Below are 22497 nucleotides of genomic sequence, written 5' to 3'. Positions count from 1 at the left end.
CCTCGCTCTTCACCATCGGTAGGCTCTCACCAGCCCCCGTATAGGTCAGATGTCATCCGGTCCGGGATACTACATACAGAACAAAGACAGCTTCAGGTCGGAGACCTGAAGCTGTCTTTAGTCAAAAGGTATGATGTCCTCCGAAATACTTTTAACGCGCATTACCGGACGATTCTCGGACAACAAGCTCACATTCAAAGACGAACTCAGCGGCCTCCGGCGTTTCGTCCGAGCGGATACGGTTGATCAAACGCTCGGCCGCTTTTCTCCCCATCTCTAGTGAAGGCTGGTTGATCGTCGTCAGCGTCGGCGTCAGCAAGTGGGCGAACGGAATATTGTCGAATGCTACAAGGGACAAATCCTCTGGCACCCGCAGCCCCTGTTCCTTAACAAAAGCAAGCGCCTCGAGCAGCACCAGATCATTTCCCGCAATGAGCGCCGTCGGCGGCTTTGGCCCCTCAAAGAGCTCGCGGAAGTGATCTTTAAGCGATGGAATCTCCGCATTGATGATATTACTACTTTCGTAGTCCAGACCGAGCTCTCTCATGGCTGCCCGGAACCCCTCCGTCCGCTCGGCACGCGTGCTGATGGTCAGCGGGCCTGTCGCCAAGGCGATGTTTCGATGTCCGAGCGACGCCAGATGCTCCACGGCCAGAGTAACTGCCTCCCTGTTATTGACCACAATGGTATCCGCCTTGACGTGATCTACGCGACGGTCCATGAAAAGGATCGGATATCCTTGCTCGGCGAGGCTTTCATATAACGGTCCGTTCTTGCCCGTAGCCAAGAGAATGATACCATCGACCTGCTTGGCCTGCAGCATTTCCGCATATTTCTTCTCCTTCTCTGGATCCTCGTCGCTGTTACATAGAATGACGCTGATGTTCTGTTCTTGGCAATAGTCCTCGATCCCCCGGCAGATTTCCGTGGACAGCCGGTGCATAATATTGGCGACGATAACGCCGACCGCACCGGTCCGCTTCTGCTTCAGCCCCCGGGCGAGCACGTTGGGCCGATAATCCAAAGCCTCAATGGCCTCTTCAATCTTGATCCGCGTCTCCTGCCCCATATGCTGGTATCTTTTATTTAGATATTGGGATACGGTACTTTTGGACACGCCGGCGCGCGCCGCCACATCCCCGATGGTCGCTTTCCCCACAGTGCTCTACTCCTCTGTTCAATGATATCCCTACTATAAAGCGCATTACGGTGCTTTGTCTATTCGTCCCTGGTGAGGAAACCTGTCAACCAAGGTTAAACATAGAGGCTCCAGTGCTTTCGATCAGGATAAATGTACTTGCCGTGGGCTTAAGGAAAAATATAGGAATGAACCGCTGCGGCTAATAACGGTTCTCCAGCGAAGAAAAGGGCTCTCTTCATCGACGAGTTGATGACTTTCATCATTTCCGATACTACAACGTAAAACGTCCCGGCACCGAAAGCTCCTCCGGTACTGGGACGTCAGTATTAGATCATTGCTTGGCCTGCTACTTGCCCAAATTAGCGCTCCACACCTCGATGAGTGCGTTAACGCTCCGATTGAGCGTTGTTTTTGCTTGATCAGAAATGTCATCCTGCTTCTGCACTTTATTCAGCTGCTTCAGCAAATTCTCCAGATGCTTGATCCCCTGCTTCCAGTCCGGCTTCTTCTTGCTTACCGCATCGGCGGCATGCTCAAGCTCCTTATCCAGCTGCTTCCGGATCTTCTCGTCTAACTGTCCGGCTGAGCCAAACTCCTCCAGCAGTTTGCCGATGGCAGCAGCGTTAATGGGAGCGGGGAGAACCGTGAAATTGTCGTAACTCGTTTCATTCATGTACGTCCGCATGCCGACCTTGCCGTGTGTAAATGGTCTGCCGCTGCGGTCTGTATAATCGATAACCGGCTTGCTCATATCATCGACAAATACTTGAATGCGGGCACCCTGCGCAACGACTTTTACATGTTTCCATTCGCCTGATTTCACCTCGAGCGGCTCCCCTGTCAAATAGGTCCAGCCGTAATTCAGCTTGCCGAGATGAACGCCCTGTTTGTTCAGGTACGCGACATATCCTTGTACGAAATCCGCATTGTTCTGATTCAGCTCCTTGCCGTGAGCCGGGTTGCTCCCCCGGAACAGAATGCCTGCGTCGCCTGTATCGCTAATCAGCTTGATATCAGACTCCACGCTGTAATCCGACCAATTGGCGTCTCCGATCAAGGTTTTCCCGAAGCTGCCGACCGCTGCTTGATATTCACCAGTATGAGCAGCTTTCGTTTCGATCGGATTCTGATGAATTCGTATTCCCTGGAAGTCAAATTCACCTACCACAGTTTCGACCTTCAAGGTATGTGCGCCCGCCGGGAGATAAATGCCTTGCTTTGTTGTTGTCGCCCAGTTCTCCCAGGTGACGGAATTCGGGATATCGACTTCACCAGTCAGATCGGTTGTATCGTCGAGCCACAGCCGGACCTTCGCCCCATCCATCGATGTAACGGTCACGAAATCGACGTTATACACGCCGGCCTTGGCAACGTCTACGTTGTAGGCCAGCCATTCGCCGGTAGCGTTCCACCCCACATTGTAGCTGCCGCCCGCATTTCGGCGGATGTCGACCGCATCGTTCCGGTATTCCGTACCGATGTTAGCAGGAGTCAGATCATGGTAGCCCGTACCTTCGCCGCCTGCCTTATAATCAGCAGCCTGGATAAATCCGGGCAGCACGTGTGGCTTATTGAACTGGGTGAGCGATAGTCTCGTCATGTCAAACTCGCCTTTGACGATTTCGACCTTCAGTTCATGATCACCGGCCGGCAGCTGGATACCGGCTTTCGTCACCGACTTCCACTTATTCCAGTCACCGGAAGCAGGAACGTTCAGTATACCAGTCAAATCCGTCATGTCATCCAGCCACAGCCGGACTTGTGCATCCTTAAACGTCGTAGCTGCCCACAAGTCGAGATCGTACAATCCCTCTTCCTCGACGCGAATGTTGTACTTCAGCCATTCGCCGGTTTGATTCCAGCCTACGATCTGATCGCCGGTTGCAGCGGATCGAATGTCGACGCTATCGCTGCGGTATTTGCCCCCAATGTTCTCAGGCGTCAAGTCATGATAGCCTACACCTTCACCGCCAGGCTTGTAGTGCTCAGCCTCGACGACGCCTGGCACGGGTATCGGCTGATCACTTCTCGTCAACGCTATGCTTGCAAAATCGAATTCTCCGCGGACCGTCTCCGCTTTTAGCGTATGCTTGCCTGCCGGCAGGGTAACACCGGATTTGCGCACCACATTCCAGATATTCCAGTCACCGGTCTTCGGAATGTCTACAATGCCGGTAAGATCCGTCGTGTCGTCCAGCCAGAGCCGGATTTGACCTCCCTCCATCGTAGTTGCTACTTTGAACTCTGCGTTATAGGTTCCGGCTTCCGCTACGTCAATGTTAAACTTCAGCCATTCACCCGTCTGGTTCCAGCCGACGTTGTAACCGCCGCTGGCCGGATTGGAGCGGATATCGACCGAATCTCCCCGGTACTCGCCGCCGATGTTTTGGAGTGTATTCTCATGATAACCTACACCCTCTCCACCAGAGATATAGTGGACTGTGCCAATCGTACCCGGGATCGGATGATAGGCGTCATAAGCCTGCTCCTCCTCGGCAATGTCGGACTTCACGCTCCAGAAGCCTTCATACCGCTGCCAGCCGTCGTCTTGTCCATCATCGAAGTTATCATAGAGAACTGGGACATCCGCGTGCCGGTAGAACGACAGCTTGTCCAGCGAGGTCGTGCCCGATGCGGCAGTGACCTTCAAAATATGCTCACCTGCCGGCAAATCTACCCCATTCAGCTGTGCGGTTTGCCATCCTGCATCAGCAGTGTTCATGTCAGCTGCCAGCTCAAACTCACCCAGCGGCTGTCCACCATCCAAAGTGAGCTGTACTTTGCTGCCCAGAGCTGCATCTGCATAAGAGAGATCTATATCGTATTTGCCTGTCTCCGCGATGTTCAGCCGGTATTGCAGCCATTCGCCTTTCTCAAAAGCGGTGATATCTGAGGTGCTGTCATCTGCTGTGGCCGTATCCACGCCATCTCCACGGTATTTGCCGATGGTACCCGGCGTCTCGTCGTGATATCCGACTCCTTCGCCGCCTGGCAGATAATGAACGGCTTCAACTTGACCCGGAACCGGTTTCGCGACACCAAAATCGCTGCTTCCGTTCACGTCGTTGCTGAAAGCAACATAACCGAAATTAGCCTTCGCGTTCTCCGTGACGTAACCGATACTGCCGCCGCTAAGCTTGGCGCTGCGCGTCTGCTTCAGCATGCCGTCGACATAGATCTTGAACGTGTCCCCTGCTTTCTCAACCCGGATATTATGCAGTTTTGTATAATCGTATCCTTCCGGAAGCGCGCTCTCCTCCCATCCCAGATCGGCTCCGTTCACCCGGAACTGCGTCTTCAGCGAATTGCTCGCCGGATCTAACAGCGCTGTACCGAAATCGTTATCCCCCTTGTAGGAGAACACGGCCCCGAGCCGCTGGCCTTCAGCTTTGCTGGACTCTGCCAGCTGCATGTTAAACTCTGCCGTATAGCTGCTTCCGGCCTCAGCATTGGTCAACAGCCTGCTAGTACCGGCAGCTTGCTGATGCAGAAGTCCCGAATCCGTGCTCCAGTTAACACCGTCCGCATTCGTCCATGCCGCGCTGAGTTCCGCACCATTAAACCGGTCCTCGAAATCCGGCATCTCCGGATCCGGCTGTTCGGTTGCCGTCGGTCCGAGCACGGACATTTTGTCACCGTTGAACACGATCCGATCCATTCCCATATGGCGAAGAGGTCCGACAATGCCTTTTCCTTCGAGATTGTGGTAAATAATATAGCGGGCATCCAGGTTCGGGCCAACGACGACCGTATTATGGCCGAGACCGACGGTCGGACCTTCCGTACTGATCAGAAGCGGGTTGTCCGTATCACGCACGAATCCCTTGAGCGGGTTTGTGCTGACCGCGTAGTCGACTCGATAACCTTTGCTGAATACATGGTTGCCGGTATACGTCATATAGTATTTGCCGTTGCGTTTGAACAGCGTAGAACCTTCCGTCCAACCGTTCATGTTTGCCCCCGTATTGACGCTGTTACCGATCGTCGTCGGCGTAGGCATTTCAGCTGCGAGAATTCCTTCTCCGTTCGCATGATAGAAATACCACTTGCCATCATCGTCAATGAAGACGTTGCCATCAATCGAATGGCCCAAATTGCCCGTCTGCACCGTGAACGGACCCGTCGGGCTTTCACTGCGCAGCACGTAATGACCATTGCCGGCAGGAGAGGTATACATATAAAAATATCCGTTCCAATAAACGACTTCAGGAGCGTAGGCTGCCTTCGTAACCGGATCGGTTGCGGCCAATCCTCCATAGCTCCAGTTGACAAGGTCAGGAGAGCTCCACACTTTGACCCCGGCATCGGTATCTCTCGTGCTCACATACAAATAATATGTACCGTTAAACTTCAGCACGTAAGGGTCGCCAAGTCCATATTGCCCCCATTCGTCCGGCAGCGATGCCGGGTTCTTATAGGCGAATGCCGCCTGAGGGGCTAACAAGAGCAGCACACACATCACGACCGCAATACTCCGTTTTAATATCAAACTGATCACCTCGCTGGTTTTATTAAAACGCTTTCATAGTAAAATGATCGTATCGATCTTCACCTGCCACCGCTATCCCATCACCTCAATTCATCCAATATATTTGTAATACATCGTGAGTATATCGGCATTATCCAGACAAAGTCAACGATTTATTTCAATTATCTTGTAATATTCAAAGAAATATCTGTTATTTTAGCTTATCATACAATATTAATGTAATAAATGAGATCACTATAGGCAGTTAAACGGTAGGTGATTACACTCATGCAAATACCAAAAGGAGCTGTCCACCACAGCTCCTTCAAGATCGTTAGTTAGTCAACATCATCAACAAGACTCCTGTACGGCAGACATTCATGACTGAATATCTTTTCAGAATGGAATTTCGCCGAATAATCTCGAATGGTTCTATTTTTGTTCGGTCACTCTGACAAAAAAAGGGACCCATCCACATGGGATCGGTCCCTACTTCATTCCTTTTACGGCTTGGTATTTTTGTTTATCTTCTCGAAGTACGGTGCCAGCTTAGAGGCAAGCTGCTCAAACCGCTGCTGTTCTTCTTGGGTCAGCTTCTCCTCATGTTTGACCCCTTTTTCATCGGTGATCTTCAGCTTCAATTGGATCAGCTGCTTTATCAGCACCTGATACTCCTTAAATTCATCTTCCGTAAGCTTGCCTTTTGCTGCCTGCAGCATTCCTTCAATCTCTTGATAATCTTCCTGTGTGCCGCCGTGCTGTTCAGTGGTTGAAACAGAACCGAATAGATCATCGGCAAGATAGGAAGAAGCAAATACCGCGGACGGAATCAGGATGGCTACTGCGGCAATACCTGCTAGCACTCGTTTTTTCATGGGAGATCTACCTCTCTTATCGTTTGCATACTGATGATAGGACTGTCGGACACGACCATACAATTCGGGTGGGCACTGCATCGAATCTGCCACCTGGCGAAGCTCTTCACGCAATTCCTTCTCAATGGACATACGCGTCTCCTCCCGTCATTTCGATCCGTTTCCGGAGTTCTTTCATTGCCAGGTGATGCCTGGATTTCACTGTGCCAACGGGGATCTGTAGAATGTCTGCAATTTCTTCCAGAGCGTAGTCGTGAAAATAGCGAAGGATGACGACCACACGTAATTTGTACGATAATTGGCGAACAAGGCTGAAAAGTTCATGCTGCATCTCGAACTGCAGCACAGCTTTGTCCGTCCAATCGAATTGTTCACATGTCATCCGGCGGTTTCGTTCAAAGAGGCGAATTCGCCGCCATGTCTTTCTTTTCCAGTCTTGGACTAGACGGACAGTAATCCCGTGCAACCAAAACCGGAACGGCCGGTTCGAGTCGTAGGTATGAAACGCCCGCCACATGCTCATGTAAACTTCATTCACAATATCCTCAATGTCCTGTTTGTTGTAGACGAGAAAAGCAACCGTCCGATAGACGTCTTGGTGAGTCGCCTGATAGACAAGTTGAAAGGCCGACTCGTCGCCCAACTTCGCTTTTTCAAGCCACGATAGTAACTCATTATCATTCATAGGGGCCCCTCCTGAACGTGTTACAACCCTTAATTCGCTCTCATGGGGAAAAAGGTTCAGTACGAGAATAAAAAATTTTGGCCAAAATATAGGAAATTCTTCAGGATGACCATTGTAGAATTTTCACACCTATCTTGTGAAACAAAAATAGCCGCTGCTTCGCGGCTTTAAGGATGTATTTATCGGGAGCTTTTGAATAATATCGGAATAAACGCTGCACTCAATCAACATGAAACAAACCAATTACGGATTCACCATCAACGTCGTACAGCGGAATATCACGACCATCTGGTGATCTATTGTTCTGTATCGCAATGGCTTCCTCGGGTGATTTAGGTAGCTCACCGTCTAAGTCTTTCTTCAGCACATATCCTGCAGTGCCATCCACGCCTATAGCCCTTATTAATTCAGGTTCCATATCTGGAGAAGCAGCATCTGCGCTAGAACCGTAGGTCTGTCCGTGTTTATTTTTAGGAAAGTTCATATTCTTGGCGCCAACATGAAAAGTACCAATTACCGTTCTCCCATCAACATCATACAGTGGAACATCGCCAGGTTCACCAAGGTAATCTTTTTTCAGCAAATACCCTTGAATACCATTCACACTTCCTGCATGGATTAAATCAGGGAGCATATCAGCGGAGTTGTCCTCTTGAGCAGAACCGTACGTTTGCCCATGTTCATTTTCAGGATAGTTCAGAGAATTTGTTTTGCTTTGATTCATTGTACTTTTAGCATCCGTACTTTGGAATACCATGGCACTGCCCACAACAAAAACAATACAACCAACAACAATCAATATTCTAATGCTTGTAAAATACATCCTCACATTTGTTCACTCCTAAACATTTCCTCGCTCTTCACTTTATAGCAGTTATAATTATTAAACGCATCCAAATAATAGAAGGTTACACTTATCTACCTTTTAGCTAATTGATCAACTTGTTTCTTCGTAGCTTACAAACTCAAAAAACCTCCAACCCTTATTGCAAGAGGTGGAGGTGGTCAGATCACATTTTCTAAATCGGTTATTTAAACTACACATTAACTCATAATGTAATGTTCCAGGAACGAATTTCGAAACTTCCCTGTTGGATCGTATCGAAGCAGCAACTGACGGAAATCCGCTAACCGCTCATACCGGGCTTGTAATCTTTCCGGCTCCATCGTAAACAGCTTCGCCCAATGCGGGCGTACTCCAAACGGTTCCAGTTCATGTTCGATAAGTGGAAGTAACTCGCGCACCCGCTCCCATTCCGGCTTCCATGTAAAATGTAAACCAACGCTGTCTTGATAGTAGCATGGGCTCATCCAGAATGTGTCCGAAGCGATGGTTCGTATCTCGGAAATGAAGAGCAGAGGCGCAATTCGATCACCCAATTTGCCTAGTGCATGTATCGCTTCGAGCGCATGCCGCCTTGGAATGAAATATTCACTTTGCAGTTCGTTGCCCGCGCTGGGGGTAAAATCCATGCGGAAATGGGGCAACCGTTCGTACCATGGTCCCGGAGCGCCTAACTGCTCGCTACAGTTGACGACAGATTGACCAGAAACCATATGACGTTTTTCCGGAGCGGGTAAGGCCCCGAAGAAATGGGATGGTGCCTCATCCTCCCCGTTTGTTCCCAGCTTTCGTTTTACCCACACTTGATTGAATATGGGCTCTGCCCAATTCGTAAACAAGCTGACACTGTATGCGGCAGATAAAATTTCTTCGATGTCGCTATCCAGTGCAGAAAAAGGAAGACGTTCATATACAGTCTGACTTACCTGAAACGAGGGTACTACATCCAGTGTAAGCTTAGTGACGACTCCCAGTCCGCCAAGTCCGACGACGGCCCCATCAAACTCGGGGTCAACCCTTCGCGTAAGTACCGCAATTTCTCCATCTGATTTCATTAGCTCAATAGCACGGACAGAAGACGCCAGGCTTGCATGATGGACGCCCGAGCCGTGGGTAGCTGTCGCCACGGCGCCAGCCACGCTAATGTGCGGAAGCGACGCTAAATTATGCAACGCGCAGCCATGATCATTTAAATAGCGGCACAGATCGCCATACCGAATGCCACCCTCGACAGTTACGATGTTCTGTTCACGGTCGAGATCGATGACCCGATTCATCTTTCGAAGCGAGAGATGGCTGCCACTGGTGTCGGCAATTCCGTTAAAAGAGTGCCGCGAGCCAAGCACGCGTATGCTTTTGCGGTTAACTACCAGATCCTTAACCTCTTCCAGATTTTTAGGCTCAAGCAGCTCCAACGAGCTGTAGCGATAGTTCCCGGCCCAGTTCAACTGATCTCCCATACGACTCTCCTATTTAAAATGCAAATTTTTGTCTGAATCAACTTGATTATTGAGGTATTCGGCATAGCGTTCCACAATCCTGCCCAGTAGCTCAATTAACCTTTGAAAGTAGTAGTCATGCTTAACTCGAAGATTGTACTTGGTTAGTCGCGCGATTTATACGATAGGCAATTCCAGCGTCCTGCTTCTTGGTTTGAATCCTTTTGCCTCATAGAATCCGATCGCATCTTCATTGAATTCCGCTACATGCAATTCGATACTGCTAAACTGCTGCGCTTTGGCGAGCTCTTTAATATAGTCGATAAACTTGCTTCCTATATTTTTCCCTCTGTACTCTTCGGACACACAGATATGGTCTAATTCGATGTATCTTCGTTCTACATAAGCAGCCCTCTTCGGTGCATCCATGAAATTTAAAATGGTGTAGGCGATTATACGGTCACCGTCTTCCCCGATGAAGACCTTTACGTTGTCGTCGTCCAACAATGAAATATAATAATCGTAATCGAGCGGTTTATCGCAAGGTCTGTAGATGTCCGGACGGTTCTTTGCATGGATGCTGTATAATTGTCCAACGAGCTCGTTGATGGCGTCAAAGTCCTCCGGTTTCGCCTCTCTTATTTTCCACTGCATGTCTAGTTCCTCCCTTACACAGCGCAGATATTTCTTATTACCCTGGGTTGACGAGTATAATCCAGATTACCGGCCAAGTTACAATTTTGTTTGGGTGGCATGCATGTGTCCAAATAGGTGTACCACATTTTGTGGTAAAGTATTTACAAAAATAAAGGCCACCTCGTTAACCGAGTTGGCCTTTCATTTACGAACTGCATTCTGTATTGCTACGGAATTTCATTTACTTGCAGTTGGAAGCGCGTTATTTCATTAATGCCTGGGGTCCAACATCAACGGTCGTGAGCGGCCGATTTGTTATGGATTTGCCGGAGCTATATTCATCTGCGCCCACATCCGGCGCGTATCTCATCTGACCGTCCATGTCGTCCAGAGCAAGCAGCGGGCTGATGGCCGCATCGATAGCCGGACTGTATACCGACAACCGGATTAACCCGTCATTACCGCGAACCAGCTTCAGATCTTCTTTGCGGATTGCCCCGCCAACAACGGGATTATTCGAAACAGGCGCAATGCCTTCCACCTTGTTCCCTTTGTATTCGGGTCGTTCCGGCGCCGGTGCTTTCATCATGGCTTCAGTCTCATTAAACATGGTGCCCGCATGGCTGAAGATCAGATTGTTATAGATCTTCGTCCCAACCGGCTGATAGGTTCTTCCACCGAGGGTAAATGCAGGCGTGTTGTTGCCTACGTTGACAATCGTATTATGGTAGATCTGGACGTTATACTGCCGCCAGTGTCCACGCAGCAGCTTTGTTCTTTCCTCCTCCGGAAGGCTGTTTAACACAGCGGTTTGTTCATTCTCTCCGCCCCAGCGGACGGTCGGGTTCGTTCCGCCTTCCGGTCCCCCGTCATGCGTGCCGCCGTCAAGGCGGATGATTTTATCCGTTAGGCCCTCCATATAATTGTTGTAGATTTGATGATCATTGCCATAGATCCGGAAGCCGCTGAGCCCCGCCGTTTTTCCATCGCCGAGTATAAAATTGCCATAGAAGCGGTTGCGGTTCCCGTGACGGGATACGATCCCGCCATACGAATTGCGCACCGTATTGTAGCGGATGACGTTATCGCTGCTTTTTACCGAAATGATCTCGTCTTCGCCGTTTAACCCGTCAAATAGATTATGCTGAATTGTCACATAGCCTGAAGATAATGACAAGCTGGATAACCCCAGACGAATTGCTTCCAGACCATTGCTGACCCGTGGGCCGATATCATGAAAATGATTGTATTCAATCACATCGTATTGCGAAATGCTCTGCCCGCTGTGGCCCTCGCCGTCATAGATCACCACAGCGCCAAATCCCTTCTTTGGACCGATGTCGTTATAAGCGATCCGGTTATGGCTGCTCGTACCTTCAACCCGGATATAGTGCCGGTTGGTTCCATTGTCGGTTAGCAGATTATCATCTTCATACGGTGTCGACCCGCTGTAAACTTCACCGCTCGGATCATAGCTGTTTTCTCCATAGCGGCAGCTCCCCTTGATGTTGACCAGGCACCACACGGAACGCTTATCTGCCTTGAACCGGTACGGCTGACCGGTCTCATCAAGTGCGAAGGTGTTGCCCAGAATGGAGATATGGCTGGAGTTCTGCAGCTGCACGCCAGGATGGACACCCGTCAAGGATCGGTTTTCTAATCCGCGTTCGATCAGGGTTTGATTTCCCGTCTCATCTCCGATGCCATTCCGGAAATGAAGTCCCGATACCTCGATGTAGCTGGAATTCTCAATGTGCACGTAGCTGTTCCCTGTCATCACCGCTTTTCCGGATTTCGCTGCCGTTACCCGGATCGGATACGCTGCGGTACCATGCTTATCTTTAATGACGAACGGGCCATTTTGTTCGTAGCTGCCCTGCTGAAGCTCAATCCATGTTCCGCTGACGGCTTCATCAAGGGCCGATTGCAGCTCCTTGGCCGTTCGGACCTTAATATGTTTGAATTCAGGAGGTTTGACCTCCCCTTCCTTAACACTTCCCGCATCAGGTGGAGGAGGGGCCGGCTCCCCTGTCTCCGGCGGGTTTCCTGCATACAGCTCCACTTCCATAATGCTGTTCCAATTTCCCGAGCTTCCGCTGGCACTGTTTCCATATCCCGTAAGACGGAGGTATCTCGCCTTCACCGGATGATCAAACACATAGGTCTGCAGGATGCTCTCCTCCGGCTGGAGTTGACGGCTGGACTGCTTGCCAAGAACGACGGTCCCCGTCGCGAAATCAGGCGTATCCGATGCAGTGATTTCAAAGCTGGAAAGCCGTTCCCGTGCGTTTAAAAAAGCAATGTTCGCATAAGTTACCTTTTGCGGCTGCCCGAGGTCAAACTGAAGCCATTCCCCTTGTCCGGATGCAGACCATCGGCTTTGCTGGCTGTCCGTGTCTTCTCCCCAGATCCCATCCAACACCTTTTCAGGTACGTATTTCGTGTTCGGCTGGTATGAGCTGGCTGTCACACCGCTCACTGCTAGTTTCATATGGCTGCCTCCCGTTTCATTCGCTGCTCCATTCACCTGTGAAGGTTGTAACGTTAGTGACCCTAATAACAACGTCAGTAAAAGTCCTATCCCTACTCTGCCCGTAAGCCTCTGCCTGATCGTTTTTTTCAGTAACGTACTCAACACGCTCCACCTCTTTCTTTAATTAACGATGTAAAGCACTAAAACACACGGTGAGACCAGCCCCGTAATTTCGCGAGCGCTTCCACATAAAAATAATCCCCGTAGATCAAGGATACATTGACGTTGACCCCTTCAGGCTTATGCCCTGTCGCGCTATGCAGAATTCCTTCGTGCTCATCCTCGCCGAAAGTGGAATAGCGTTCAGATAAAGAAGCGATAATACGCGTGGCTGCATGATGATACACAGCCCCCACTTCGGGAGATGTTAATTCCGCGAGCTCCAGCAGGCCTGAAGCGGCAATGGCCGCCGCAGAGGAATCCCGAGGCTCGGTCTCCTGGTTCGGAACACGGAAATCCCAAGGCGGTACCATATCCTCCGGCAATGAAGCGATAAAGTGGTGTGCCACCCGCTGCGATGCCTGGAGATACTTGGGCTCCCTCGTGTACCGGAATAGGTTAGCCATGCCGTAAAATGCCCAAGCATTGCCTCTGGACCAACAGGAATCCGGAGCATAGCCCTGCCCGCCTTTATATTCCAGCAGCCCGCCGCTCGCGGGATCAAACACGGCCACATGGCAGGTAGAACCGTCTGGCCGGACCATATGCCGTAAGGCCATGTCGGCATGCGCTTTGGCTATATGGCTGAATCTCGGATCCCCGCTCTCGTCTGCCGCCCACAACAGAATGGACAAATTCATCAGGCAATCGATGATTGCCCATCCCGGAAGATCACGGTTCCAAGCCCGCAGGTATTGGCCAGCCAGGTTGAACCGGCCTGCCAGAAAGTTGGCAGCTGCCAATCCCCTCCTTCTGCCATCGGCGTCGCCGGTTAATTTAAACTTCAGGATCGAGGTCGGCAAATATTGAAAACCGACATCATGATGAAAGCGATTCTCCTCCAACGTGAGCCGTTCCATTCGGATGTCCCAGTCCCACGCTGCATCAAGGTACCTTTGATCTCCTGTCAAATCGTAATAAATCCACAGCATTCCCGGCCAAAACCCCGATATCCAGTTATCCAATGTCAATCCATCGTATTCTCCGGATTTTGCCGCATGCGGCGCAAGCTGAGGTTCCTTTTGCATCAAACGATCCACTTTTTGCTGAGCCTGCATCCACCATGTCTCCAACTCCTGATCATTTATGATCCCAAACTTATTCATCGTAATCCTCCTTTGGCTGCTCAACTTTTTTATCCCTTAATCGCCCCAATCAAGGCCCCTTTGACAAAATACTTCTGAAGAAATGGATAGACGAGCAGAATCGGAACGGTGGCCACGATAATCGTCGCATGCTTGAGCGTTTCACCGATAATGGCAACCTCTCCACCGCTGGCTCCGGTGGCCATGGAGCTGGCATCATTGAGCAGCAGCAGCTCGCGGAGTACCAACTGAAGCGGGTATAGGGATCGGTCCTGCAGATAGATCATTGCGTTAAACCATGAATTCCAGTGGCTGACCCCATAGTAAAGCAGCATCACGGCCATCACCGGCATACAGAGCGGGATCATGATCCGGAAGAGAATGACGAACTCATTCGCCCCGTCGATCTTTGCCGATTCCTCCAGGCTGTCAGGCACAGCCTCGAACGCCGTCCTCATAATAATCAGATTAAAGGCCGAAATCGCCTGGGGGATCATCAGAGACCATAGCGAATTCGTCAGGCCAAGCCCTTTTACCGTGAAATATAGTGGAATCAGGCCTCCGTTAAAAAACATCGTAAATACGATAAACAGCATGAGCTGCTTACGGTAACGTAGTCCCTTGCGCGATAACACATACGCCCCAAAGGCCGTCAGGATGATATTGAGGACAAGTCCGCCGGCAAGAATAATGAAGGTATTGACGTAGCCCTTAACAATCATCGGGTTTTCAAACACCAGCTTGTAAGCATGAAAACTGAATTTTAACGGTCTCCATAATATCCCGGAATGCTGCATGTACAGCGTCGGATCGCTTAATGAGGCGAATAAAACATAGACCAGAGGGTACACCGTACAGATTGTGATGACCGTTAATAAGGTATAGTTAAAGGCATCGAATGCTCTCTCACCTAAGGATGGTCGGCCAATTCTTCGTTTCATGAGCGGTTCCTCCTACCATAAACCTGTATTGTTCATCTTCCGGCTCAACCAGTTGGAGCAGATGACCAGCATAAAGTTGATGGCGGAATTGAACAGTCCTACGGCCGAACTGAAGCTGTAATCGAACTCCTGCAGTCCGACACGGTACACATATGAACTAATCACATCCGCGGTTTCATACGTGGACGGATTGTACAGGAGAATGATTTTCTCTCCTCCCACATTCATGACCCTGCCCATTTCCAGAATGAACAGAATGATGATCGTCGGCATGATTCCCGGTAATGTCACATGGAGCATTTGCTTCCAGCGGCCTGCACCGTCCATTCTCGCCGCTTCATACTGCTCCTGATCAATACCGGCTAATGCCGCCAAATAGATAATGGTTCCCCATCCGACATTTTGCCAAATTCCTGATGAGACAAAGATCGTCCGGAAATATTGGGATTCAAGCAGTAAAGATACCCGTTCCCAGCCCAACAACGCCAGCAGGTCATTAATGATTCCGTCACTCATCGTAAATTCTTTGATCATACCGCATACAACAACGAGCGAAATAAAGTGCGGCATATAGGTAAAGGTCTGGACGGTCCGTTTGAATGCCGTCTTTCTCACTTCATTCAGCAAAAGTGCAAGAATCAGGGGAGCGGGAAATCCAAAAACCAGCTCATAGAAGCTGATCAATAGCGTATTTTTAATGATACGCCAGAAATAAATGCCTTCAAAAAATGACTCAAAGTGTTCCCAACCCACCCATGGACTGCCCATGATTCCTAAGCGCGGGGAAAAGTCTTTGAAAGCAATCAGGGCGCCGTACATCGGATAATAGTGAAAAATAGTGAAATAGAGCAGCACCGGTGTCAGCATGATATAGAGCCAAGGATTTCTTCGGATATCCTTCAGAATTCCCCAGCGGATTAGGCTCCTGCTTCCGGAAGTGGCCAATAGAGCCGCATGCTGCTCTTGAGGCGGATGTTTTGCCATGCCGTTGTCACTCCTCATGATCAATCTAAAGCCCAGAGGAATCGGCCGGTCATCGCCCTCCTCCGGGCTGATCAACGCTACCGCTCGTTATACCGATCCAGCGCATTCTGATAGATTTCGACCGCCCGATCAATCCCGAGCTTCTTGATCTGTGTGACGTAAGCATCATAATTCTCCATCGGTTCCTTGCCAACGATGAACTTCACGAACATCTCTTCCTTATAGTTGCTTACGTCCGTCAAGATTTTGCCGAGCTCCTTGCTCTCCTCATCCGTTGGGGTGAGGAAAGCGGGCAGTGTATGCTTTTCCGCGTCTGTATTAGACCATATTTTAACGGCCTCATCCTGCTCAGGGAACGTATTCCAGTTGCGGCGCTCATCCGCTTCATACGGACCATTCGGTTTGGAGTATTGGGATACCATTTGCTGCAGGCTGTATTTCTCGTTATTTTTGATCAAATCGGTATACACCGGAGTTCCGTTGTCCATCGAATAGCTCTCGCCTTCAATGCCGAAATTGAACAGCATGGCACCTTCATCGCTGTATGCGTAGTCCAGCCACTTTGCGACCAATTCCGGATTTTTGGCGGCGGTTGTAATCGCTTTGCTTGGTCCTGGGTTGTATTTAAAATCACGTTGACCCGTAAATGGAACCTCCCCTTTCTTTACCGTTGGATAAGGGGCACCCACCAATTTAAACTTCGGATCCTGTTTCTTCATGGCATCCATCCACTTGCCCAGACCCCCACTCAGCAGCGACACCGTTGCTCCGGTCTGGCCGGTCAAAATCTTGTTATCCAGAGCTTTGCCGTCCGTAAGTGCAAAATCCTTATCGAACAAGCCTTCGGCAAACCATTTGCGGAACAACGCCAGAAAATCCTTGTACTGCGGATCGACCGGACCATACTTCACCTTGCCCTCGTCATCAATATAAAAAGAGTTGGACGTATGATAGGCACCGATAAAAGCATCCCGGATTTCAAAATTCCCTCCCGTGTACGTGACGCTAAGCGGAGCTTTCGCCCCTTTCTGATCTTTGAAAGCTTTCAAGGTGGTTTCCCATTCCGCAATCGTGGTAGGTACAGGCAAATTCAAGTCGTCGAGCCAGTCTTTTCGAATGATTGGGCCACGGAATACCAGCCCGGACGGATTGCGGATCATCGGAAATACGTAATATTTGCCGCTGTCCGTTTTCACCATCTTGTCGAGTTCCTTGTCTGCTTCCAGCTTTTTCTTGAGGTTTGGCGCATACTTGTCAATGAGATCATTGAGTTCCAGAATGACCCCATCTTTGATCGCCTTCTCCGGTCCCCCCGGATAGGAGCCTGCGCTTCGCCCGGTCCAGTCATATTCGATCGTATCCGGCAGCTCATCAGAAGCGATCATCAGATTAAATTGTTCCTTCGTCTGCTGATCATTCGGATGGACATACTTCACGTTCACTCCTGTTTTCTCCGCCAGCGCCTTTCCAAACGGTGTTTCGGCTAGATTGGAATAGAAGGTGACGGCATTATTGTTCAAAGCTTCCCATGATGTGAACCCTTCGCTCGTCTTCAGCGGATAGGTCGAACCGATATCTGAGGATGCGCCCGCTTGATCTTTCGGTTCATCCTCCTCGGTGCTTCCCGTTGAGCATCCCGCCAGGATCAAACTCATGAGCAGGACAGAAGAGACAGCCGCTTTAAAACGCCTTATTAAGATTTTGCCTATCCGTAAACGTCGATCCATTGCCATTCCCCCGATTCAGGATAGTATGATGAATACCCTTTCACAACAAAGTATCCGAAGCCATTGTTCAACAAATCCGCGAAAGTGAACATAGACAAAACATAAAATGATAGGCAATTCTTTAAAAAAACGTGATCTTGTCTGTCTTCTGCGTCATTGTGCCGCCTTTTGGAATGCTCCGGGAGTTATGCCTTCAAACTTTTTAAAGGTTCGTACAAACGTGCTGACATCCGCATAACCGACACGGCCAGCGACTTCATTGACGGTCAGCTTGTTGTGCTTCAGGAGGCTTTTGGCTTCAGCGAGACGCAAACGGTTAATCGTGTCCAGCAGCGCTTCTCCCGTATGATCTTTATAAAGACGCGAGATATAGGACGGGGTCATCCGGAATACATCTCCGATCATGGAAATATTCAAATTCGGATCGTGCAGATGGTTCTCTATGTAGCGCTGTACATCTTCAATTAAATAGCGGTGGTGATCCCGCTTCTCGGCTTGAATCCAGCTGCAGACCTGACTCAGCTTATCCTTCAATTGTTCCTTCATTTGCGGGACATGCTCACATGAAAGGAGCGGTTCTACATCCAAGAGATGCGCCTCCAGTGATCGTTTGCCGGTAACGCTGACTTCATCAACCGTATTAAGCATCGTGCTGGCCATGTTATACATTAAGCATTTGGCAAGTGGAACGGATACCGGGTGTCCCGTGAAGTTTTTCTGGAAAATATCTTCGATCAGCGCCTCAGCCTTCGCGTAATTTCCGCTCTTCACGACATAGATGAGCTGCTGTTCGACGCTGAGCGGGAAATAATAATGATGCGGCGGCGCCTGATTCAATTGCGTATCCCGATACCGGATGAACTGTCCGCTTCCAAGTACAATCCGATACTCCAGGGCATCCAGTGCTTCATGATAGGACTGTGCGATCCCATAGATGTCCGAATAGACCTCCCCAACCGCGATCGTCAGCTCAACCTGCATCTGTTCCTGCATAAATTCACGAACCTGAGCGGATATGCGATGCAGAGTAAGCCGCTCCCGCTCTTCAGAATCGCTTTTATGAAAATTCACAATACATGCAAGAACATCATTCATTTCTGTCGTGTATATAGCGGCATCTTCCGCTGCTGCATCCACTAGGACATTTGTCAGAATAAAATGCAGCATCTGCTCCTTTTGATCCGCCAGGCCGTTCTGGCCGTACTGTTCGAATTTCCCGAAACCGTCCACGGACATGAGAATGACCACAAAGCGGTCGGATGAGAACTGAATATGATGGGCAGCAAGGGATTCGTGAAGAAGAGCCTCCCTTTCTATGGATCCCTTAAGAAGCCTGCGGATGAGATGGGCCCGAATGGTGTTACGGTGCTGGTCTAAACGGGCACGCATATCTTCTTTCTCCGTAAAATAATGCTGAATGGCCCCTTGCAGGAAGGAATATTCACTTGAACCTCCGTCAAAACGCAATCCGAATTTATGCGAAAGACTTTGGAGCATCACTTGGATCGGCATATAATTTTTCCGCAGAAAAAGGACGCAAATTACGCCTCCAACCAGGAAGCACATGCCGATGCTGATCCATATGAGCTTGCGCATATACTGCATTTTCTCGTTAAAGAGGGATGCCGGTAATACGGAAACGTATTTCCAGCCCGTTATTTTTGAAGTGATATAGGAAACGGCTGCTTGCTGCTCCTGCACATCTTTATACACGATGCCCTGCTGATCCCGAAGCTCCCCGTAGGTGAGATGCTGCGGCAGGAGGCCTGGATCTGTCCGAGCGGCGATATACCGGCTCTCCGTATCCAGAATGAACATCCTTGCATCCGGATGCCGCGGGGCGCTTTCGATTAATTTCGAATCCTTCATGACAAACAGTACGATTGCCGGCGGCTGCCCCGGTGTGTTAAAAACAAGGGATCTTGCAAACACAACAACCGGTGTTGCAGTCCCTCCATCCCAAAACGTCATCGGCGTATAGCCGTTTACATATTTTCGCTCAAATAAGCTGTTCCATTGGTCAAAAGAGGTATCGTCCTGCTGGCGCAGCTTTTGAAACAAACCCTGGCGGTTCATATGATCGTAGGTGGAGATCACCGTGTCACTGTTTGTATACATGACATAAATTTGCTCAATGTAATCATTCGCGTTTTTATACGTGCGCAGGCTCTCGGAAATTTGGAACAAATCATAATAATGGGCATCGCTGAGCGGGGGATCGACACTCGAGAAGCTGGAGATATTCCGGTTTAAAGCAATCTCCAGGCTCAGCTGCTCCAGCCCTTTCAGCTTGCTGTCAATCGACATCTCCATCTGTTCCAATAACAACGCATTCGAACGGTTTGTTTCCGTCTTGACCTGTTGATAGGTGATGAAATACAGAACAATACTGATGAGAATGGGCACCATTAACACGGTAATATAGGAAATGAGCCAAGTCACTATCACGCTCCGGTTGTACTTGCGCAGCTGCTTAAACATGATCCTCATGCCTCCCTAGGGATTATTTCGGTAATCCATACAATCGCCATGGCTTCCTGCTTCCAAAAAAGTGCTGCATGCCCGGCTCAGCCGGCACAGGTGCAATTACCCGTGGCTCCTCACCGTCTGCAGCATACAGCACGGCCTCATCACCCGATTTCAGCATGATTTCGATCGATCTATCCTCATGTAATATATAATGGACCCTCTTGCCTTGAACTTCGATCACAAACCCTTTCTCCGAATATGCAAGATCTGTTAGCAATCTGCATGGTTCCCCGGCAAGACTCTGAATTCGGATAAAAGCCGTTTGTCCCGCCTTCGAGGCAGCGCTTACAAGGAATCCTCCTTCAGCACGCAAATTATGAAAAACAGCCTCCTGCCACGTCTCCGGAACCGCAGGAAATACCCGGATGATATTCCCCCAGCTCTGCAGCAGCATGTCATGAATGGCTTCCGCCCCGGCTAACGGCGTCTCGATGACCGGCCCCGCCTCTTTATACATCGTATTTGGTTTAATCAAATGCATTAAGCTTCGCAAATAGGCTAGTGCTTCACCGCCCAGACCCATGGCTGCTGCAATAGAAGCGGCTCCGGTGAAGCTGAACCCGCGCAGATCGCCTTCCTTGGCTATCCAATGTCTGAGGGAACGAATGGCGAGCTGCCGTTCTTCCTCAGAATTTCCGGTAATATGCAGCGGGAATAGAGCCAGCAAATGACTGAAATGTCGATGGCCGAATTCCAGGCTGAGATCCCTACCGATTTTGTATCCTGTATGGTCTACCGGCAGCGGTGTAAGCCTGGCAAGAATATCGGCCCAGCGCGCCTGCAGCGGATCTTCGATCCCCATCCTTTTGGCAGCATACAGCAGTGTTTCGCAGCCCCAGCGCAGCAGGGAGAGGTCGTAATGAGCATCGGGGGTCTTGAGTTGTTTAAATGAGCCGTATTCAGGTGATACCGTGGGTGGCAGATGGAGTCTGCCGTCCGGACCTTCCTCCAGAAGATGCATATAGAGGCAAATGCTTCGCCGCAACAGCGGATAAACAAAATCACGGAGCAGTCCCTCATCCATCGAATAACGGTACTGCCTCCAGCAGTTATGCATAATCCACGTTAAATTTCCGACCTCATCTTCAACCGGGCTGTTCAGATCATAGCTGCTGCTTCGCCCCAGGCCAGCCGAATCGCTGCGGAAAGATTCGTCAACGTTACGAATTAACTGCTCCTGATGCTGCCGCAGCGAAGATATAAGGGATTGTCCGAGCTCAAGACGGTTCGCGGTATATACCGGTGAATAACTCATCTGAACGTTCATATTAAACCATAATCCCGGCCATGGCGTTGAGGTCATCCACGGGCCTTGGTTATCTATCGGAAGGAGGTCTTTTCTTGTTGCAGAGGCCAGTTTGTACATTTGGATCCAGTAAAAGCTTTCGAGCTGTGTGTCCGGAATCGAGATAAAGCTTGCCGGATAATAGTCATGCCACCAACGGCGATGTTCGGCTATCCACGAAGTCAAATCTTCCTGGGGCACATTCTCAAGTTCATGGCGTGCAATTTCCCTGTCTTTACTTGATATTCCGTTGACCACTGTCAACAGGCATAGACGGCGATACCTTACGTCGTTTTCGCATTCCACTTTTCGTTCCTTTACTCTTCCGTAATTATGTACCTTCCAAGCCGTTGTGCAGCCTTCACCTTTGCCATAGGATTGGACACCGATGCCAGTCCCTTCCTCTTCCGTCCGTTCGACAGTGATCTCCGGTATGTATTGGTTCAGGTTAATTCCATCGGCATTCTTCAGAATGGGATCGACCTCAGGATAGGAATACCATCTCATTTCCGCACCCTGCTCACCTTCATCGCTATCTAATTCAATGGCCAGAACCGGATATAGGGCATGGATCAATGCCCTTAATCTGATCTCTCCCTTCGTCGTAGGGATCACCGCGCGCATTTCAGCATTCCATAGATCAATCCGAATCTCACAAGGCTGATAGATCCAGCCCTCCATCTCCAACGCAATCTCGCCAATGGGGACGCGCACAGGAAACGCCTTAGCGCCCCCTTCTCGCGAAACCGTCACGTCGGTCCGACCAAGCACGAACCTCAGCACATGTCGTTGATCGCGATGCTCCTCGCTATATATCATGGCTCCAAGAAGACCGTTGCCTATAAAAACACCTTCATCCCAGCTTATCGGTTTTGTTTGCCATAACATATCGTGACGGGACAGGAATGCAGGCCAATCGATATGGGTTTGAATGCGTGTACTCATTTGCTTTTCCTCCTCTATTTTTGGGTAGTTGCCTTTAACCTTTAAGACCTGCCTTACAGTATGTATCCGCTTACATAATCAGTAAACCCAAAAGACTCGACCTTCATCCAATGTGGTTTTACTTATCCAATCCATTATACATCTTCTGGTTTACTGGCTGTTTTTGTTTTTGTATCAGGATCATAAAAGTCTCGATGTTTGCCGAGGTCGGCTATGCAGTA

14 protein-coding genes are annotated in these 22497 nt (G+C 49.7%); all 14 read right to left on the bottom strand.

Going from position 1 to position 22497, the window contains the following annotated elements:
* Positions 1-151 precede the first annotated feature (151 nt).
* A complete protein-coding gene (locus tag C7820_RS06540) occupies positions 152-1159 on the bottom strand; it encodes a LacI family DNA-binding transcriptional regulator (RefSeq protein WP_116230249.1) in 1008 nt (335 codons plus the stop codon).
* Between the two features lie 328 nt (positions 1160-1487).
* A complete protein-coding gene (locus C7820_RS06535; protein WP_258875139.1) occupies positions 1488-5639 on the bottom strand; it encodes a carbohydrate-binding protein in 4152 nt (1383 codons plus the stop codon).
* Positions 5640-6112: 473 nt separating this feature from the next.
* Positions 6113-6616, bottom strand: a complete 504-nt coding sequence (locus C7820_RS06530) for a DUF3600 domain-containing protein (protein WP_116230248.1) — start codon at positions 6614-6616, stop codon at positions 6113-6115.
* Entirely contained in the window at positions 6606-7169 is a 564-nt protein-coding gene (locus tag C7820_RS06525) for a sigma-70 family RNA polymerase sigma factor (protein ID WP_116230247.1), read from the bottom strand. Before C7820_RS06525 ends, C7820_RS06530 begins: the two co-directional genes overlap by 11 nt.
* A 220-nt stretch (positions 7170-7389) precedes the next feature.
* Entirely contained in the window at positions 7390-7992 is a 603-nt protein-coding gene (locus C7820_RS06520; RefSeq protein WP_147306256.1) for a hypothetical protein, read from the bottom strand.
* 221 nt (positions 7993-8213) lie between these two features.
* Positions 8214-9473 (bottom strand): FAD-binding protein, encoded by a 1260-nt coding sequence (locus tag C7820_RS06515; RefSeq protein ID WP_116230245.1) that lies wholly within the window; start codon positions 9471-9473, stop codon positions 8214-8216.
* Positions 9474-9629: 156 nt separating this feature from the next.
* Entirely contained in the window at positions 9630-10106 is a 477-nt protein-coding gene (locus C7820_RS06510; RefSeq protein WP_116230244.1) for a GNAT family N-acetyltransferase, read from the bottom strand.
* Positions 10107-10350: 244 nt separating this feature from the next.
* Entirely contained in the window at positions 10351-12579 is a 2229-nt protein-coding gene (locus C7820_RS06505) for a chondroitinase-B domain-containing protein (RefSeq protein WP_116230243.1), read from the bottom strand.
* A 182-nt stretch (positions 12580-12761) separates the two neighbouring features.
* Positions 12762-13886: a glycoside hydrolase family 88 protein gene (locus C7820_RS06500; RefSeq protein WP_116230242.1), complete on the bottom strand. Its 1125-nt coding sequence runs from the start codon at positions 13884-13886 to the stop codon at positions 12762-12764.
* A gap of 29 nt (positions 13887-13915) precedes the next feature.
* The gene (locus tag C7820_RS06495; protein WP_116230241.1) at positions 13916-14806 is read right to left on the bottom strand and encodes a carbohydrate ABC transporter permease; all 891 of its coding nucleotides are present in this window, start codon (positions 14804-14806) and stop codon (positions 13916-13918) included.
* Positions 14807-14818: 12 nt separating this feature from the next.
* Positions 14819-15790: an ABC transporter permease gene (locus tag C7820_RS06490; RefSeq protein WP_116230240.1), complete on the bottom strand. Its 972-nt coding sequence runs from the start codon at positions 15788-15790 to the stop codon at positions 14819-14821.
* Between the two features lie 77 nt (positions 15791-15867).
* Positions 15868-17517 (bottom strand): extracellular solute-binding protein, encoded by a 1650-nt coding sequence (locus tag C7820_RS06485; RefSeq protein ID WP_116230239.1) that lies wholly within the window; start codon positions 17515-17517, stop codon positions 15868-15870.
* Positions 17518-17670: 153 nt separating this feature from the next.
* Positions 17671-19998, bottom strand: a complete 2328-nt coding sequence (locus C7820_RS06480; protein WP_181908949.1) for a helix-turn-helix domain-containing protein — start codon at positions 19996-19998, stop codon at positions 17671-17673.
* Positions 19999-20020: 22 nt separating this feature from the next.
* Complete coding sequence (locus C7820_RS06475) at positions 20021-22276, bottom strand: glycosyl hydrolase family 95 catalytic domain-containing protein (protein WP_116230237.1); 2256 nt, start codon at positions 22274-22276, stop codon at positions 20021-20023.
* Positions 22277-22497: the final 221 nt, after the last annotated feature.

The organism is Paenibacillus sp. VMFN-D1 (assembly GCF_003386155.1).
GTDB classification, from domain to species: Bacteria; Bacillota; Bacilli; order Paenibacillales; family Paenibacillaceae; genus Paenibacillus_AQ; species Paenibacillus_AQ favisporus.
Note: the sequence above shows the minus strand (reverse complement) of the source record. Positions and strands in the feature narration are given on the sequence as shown.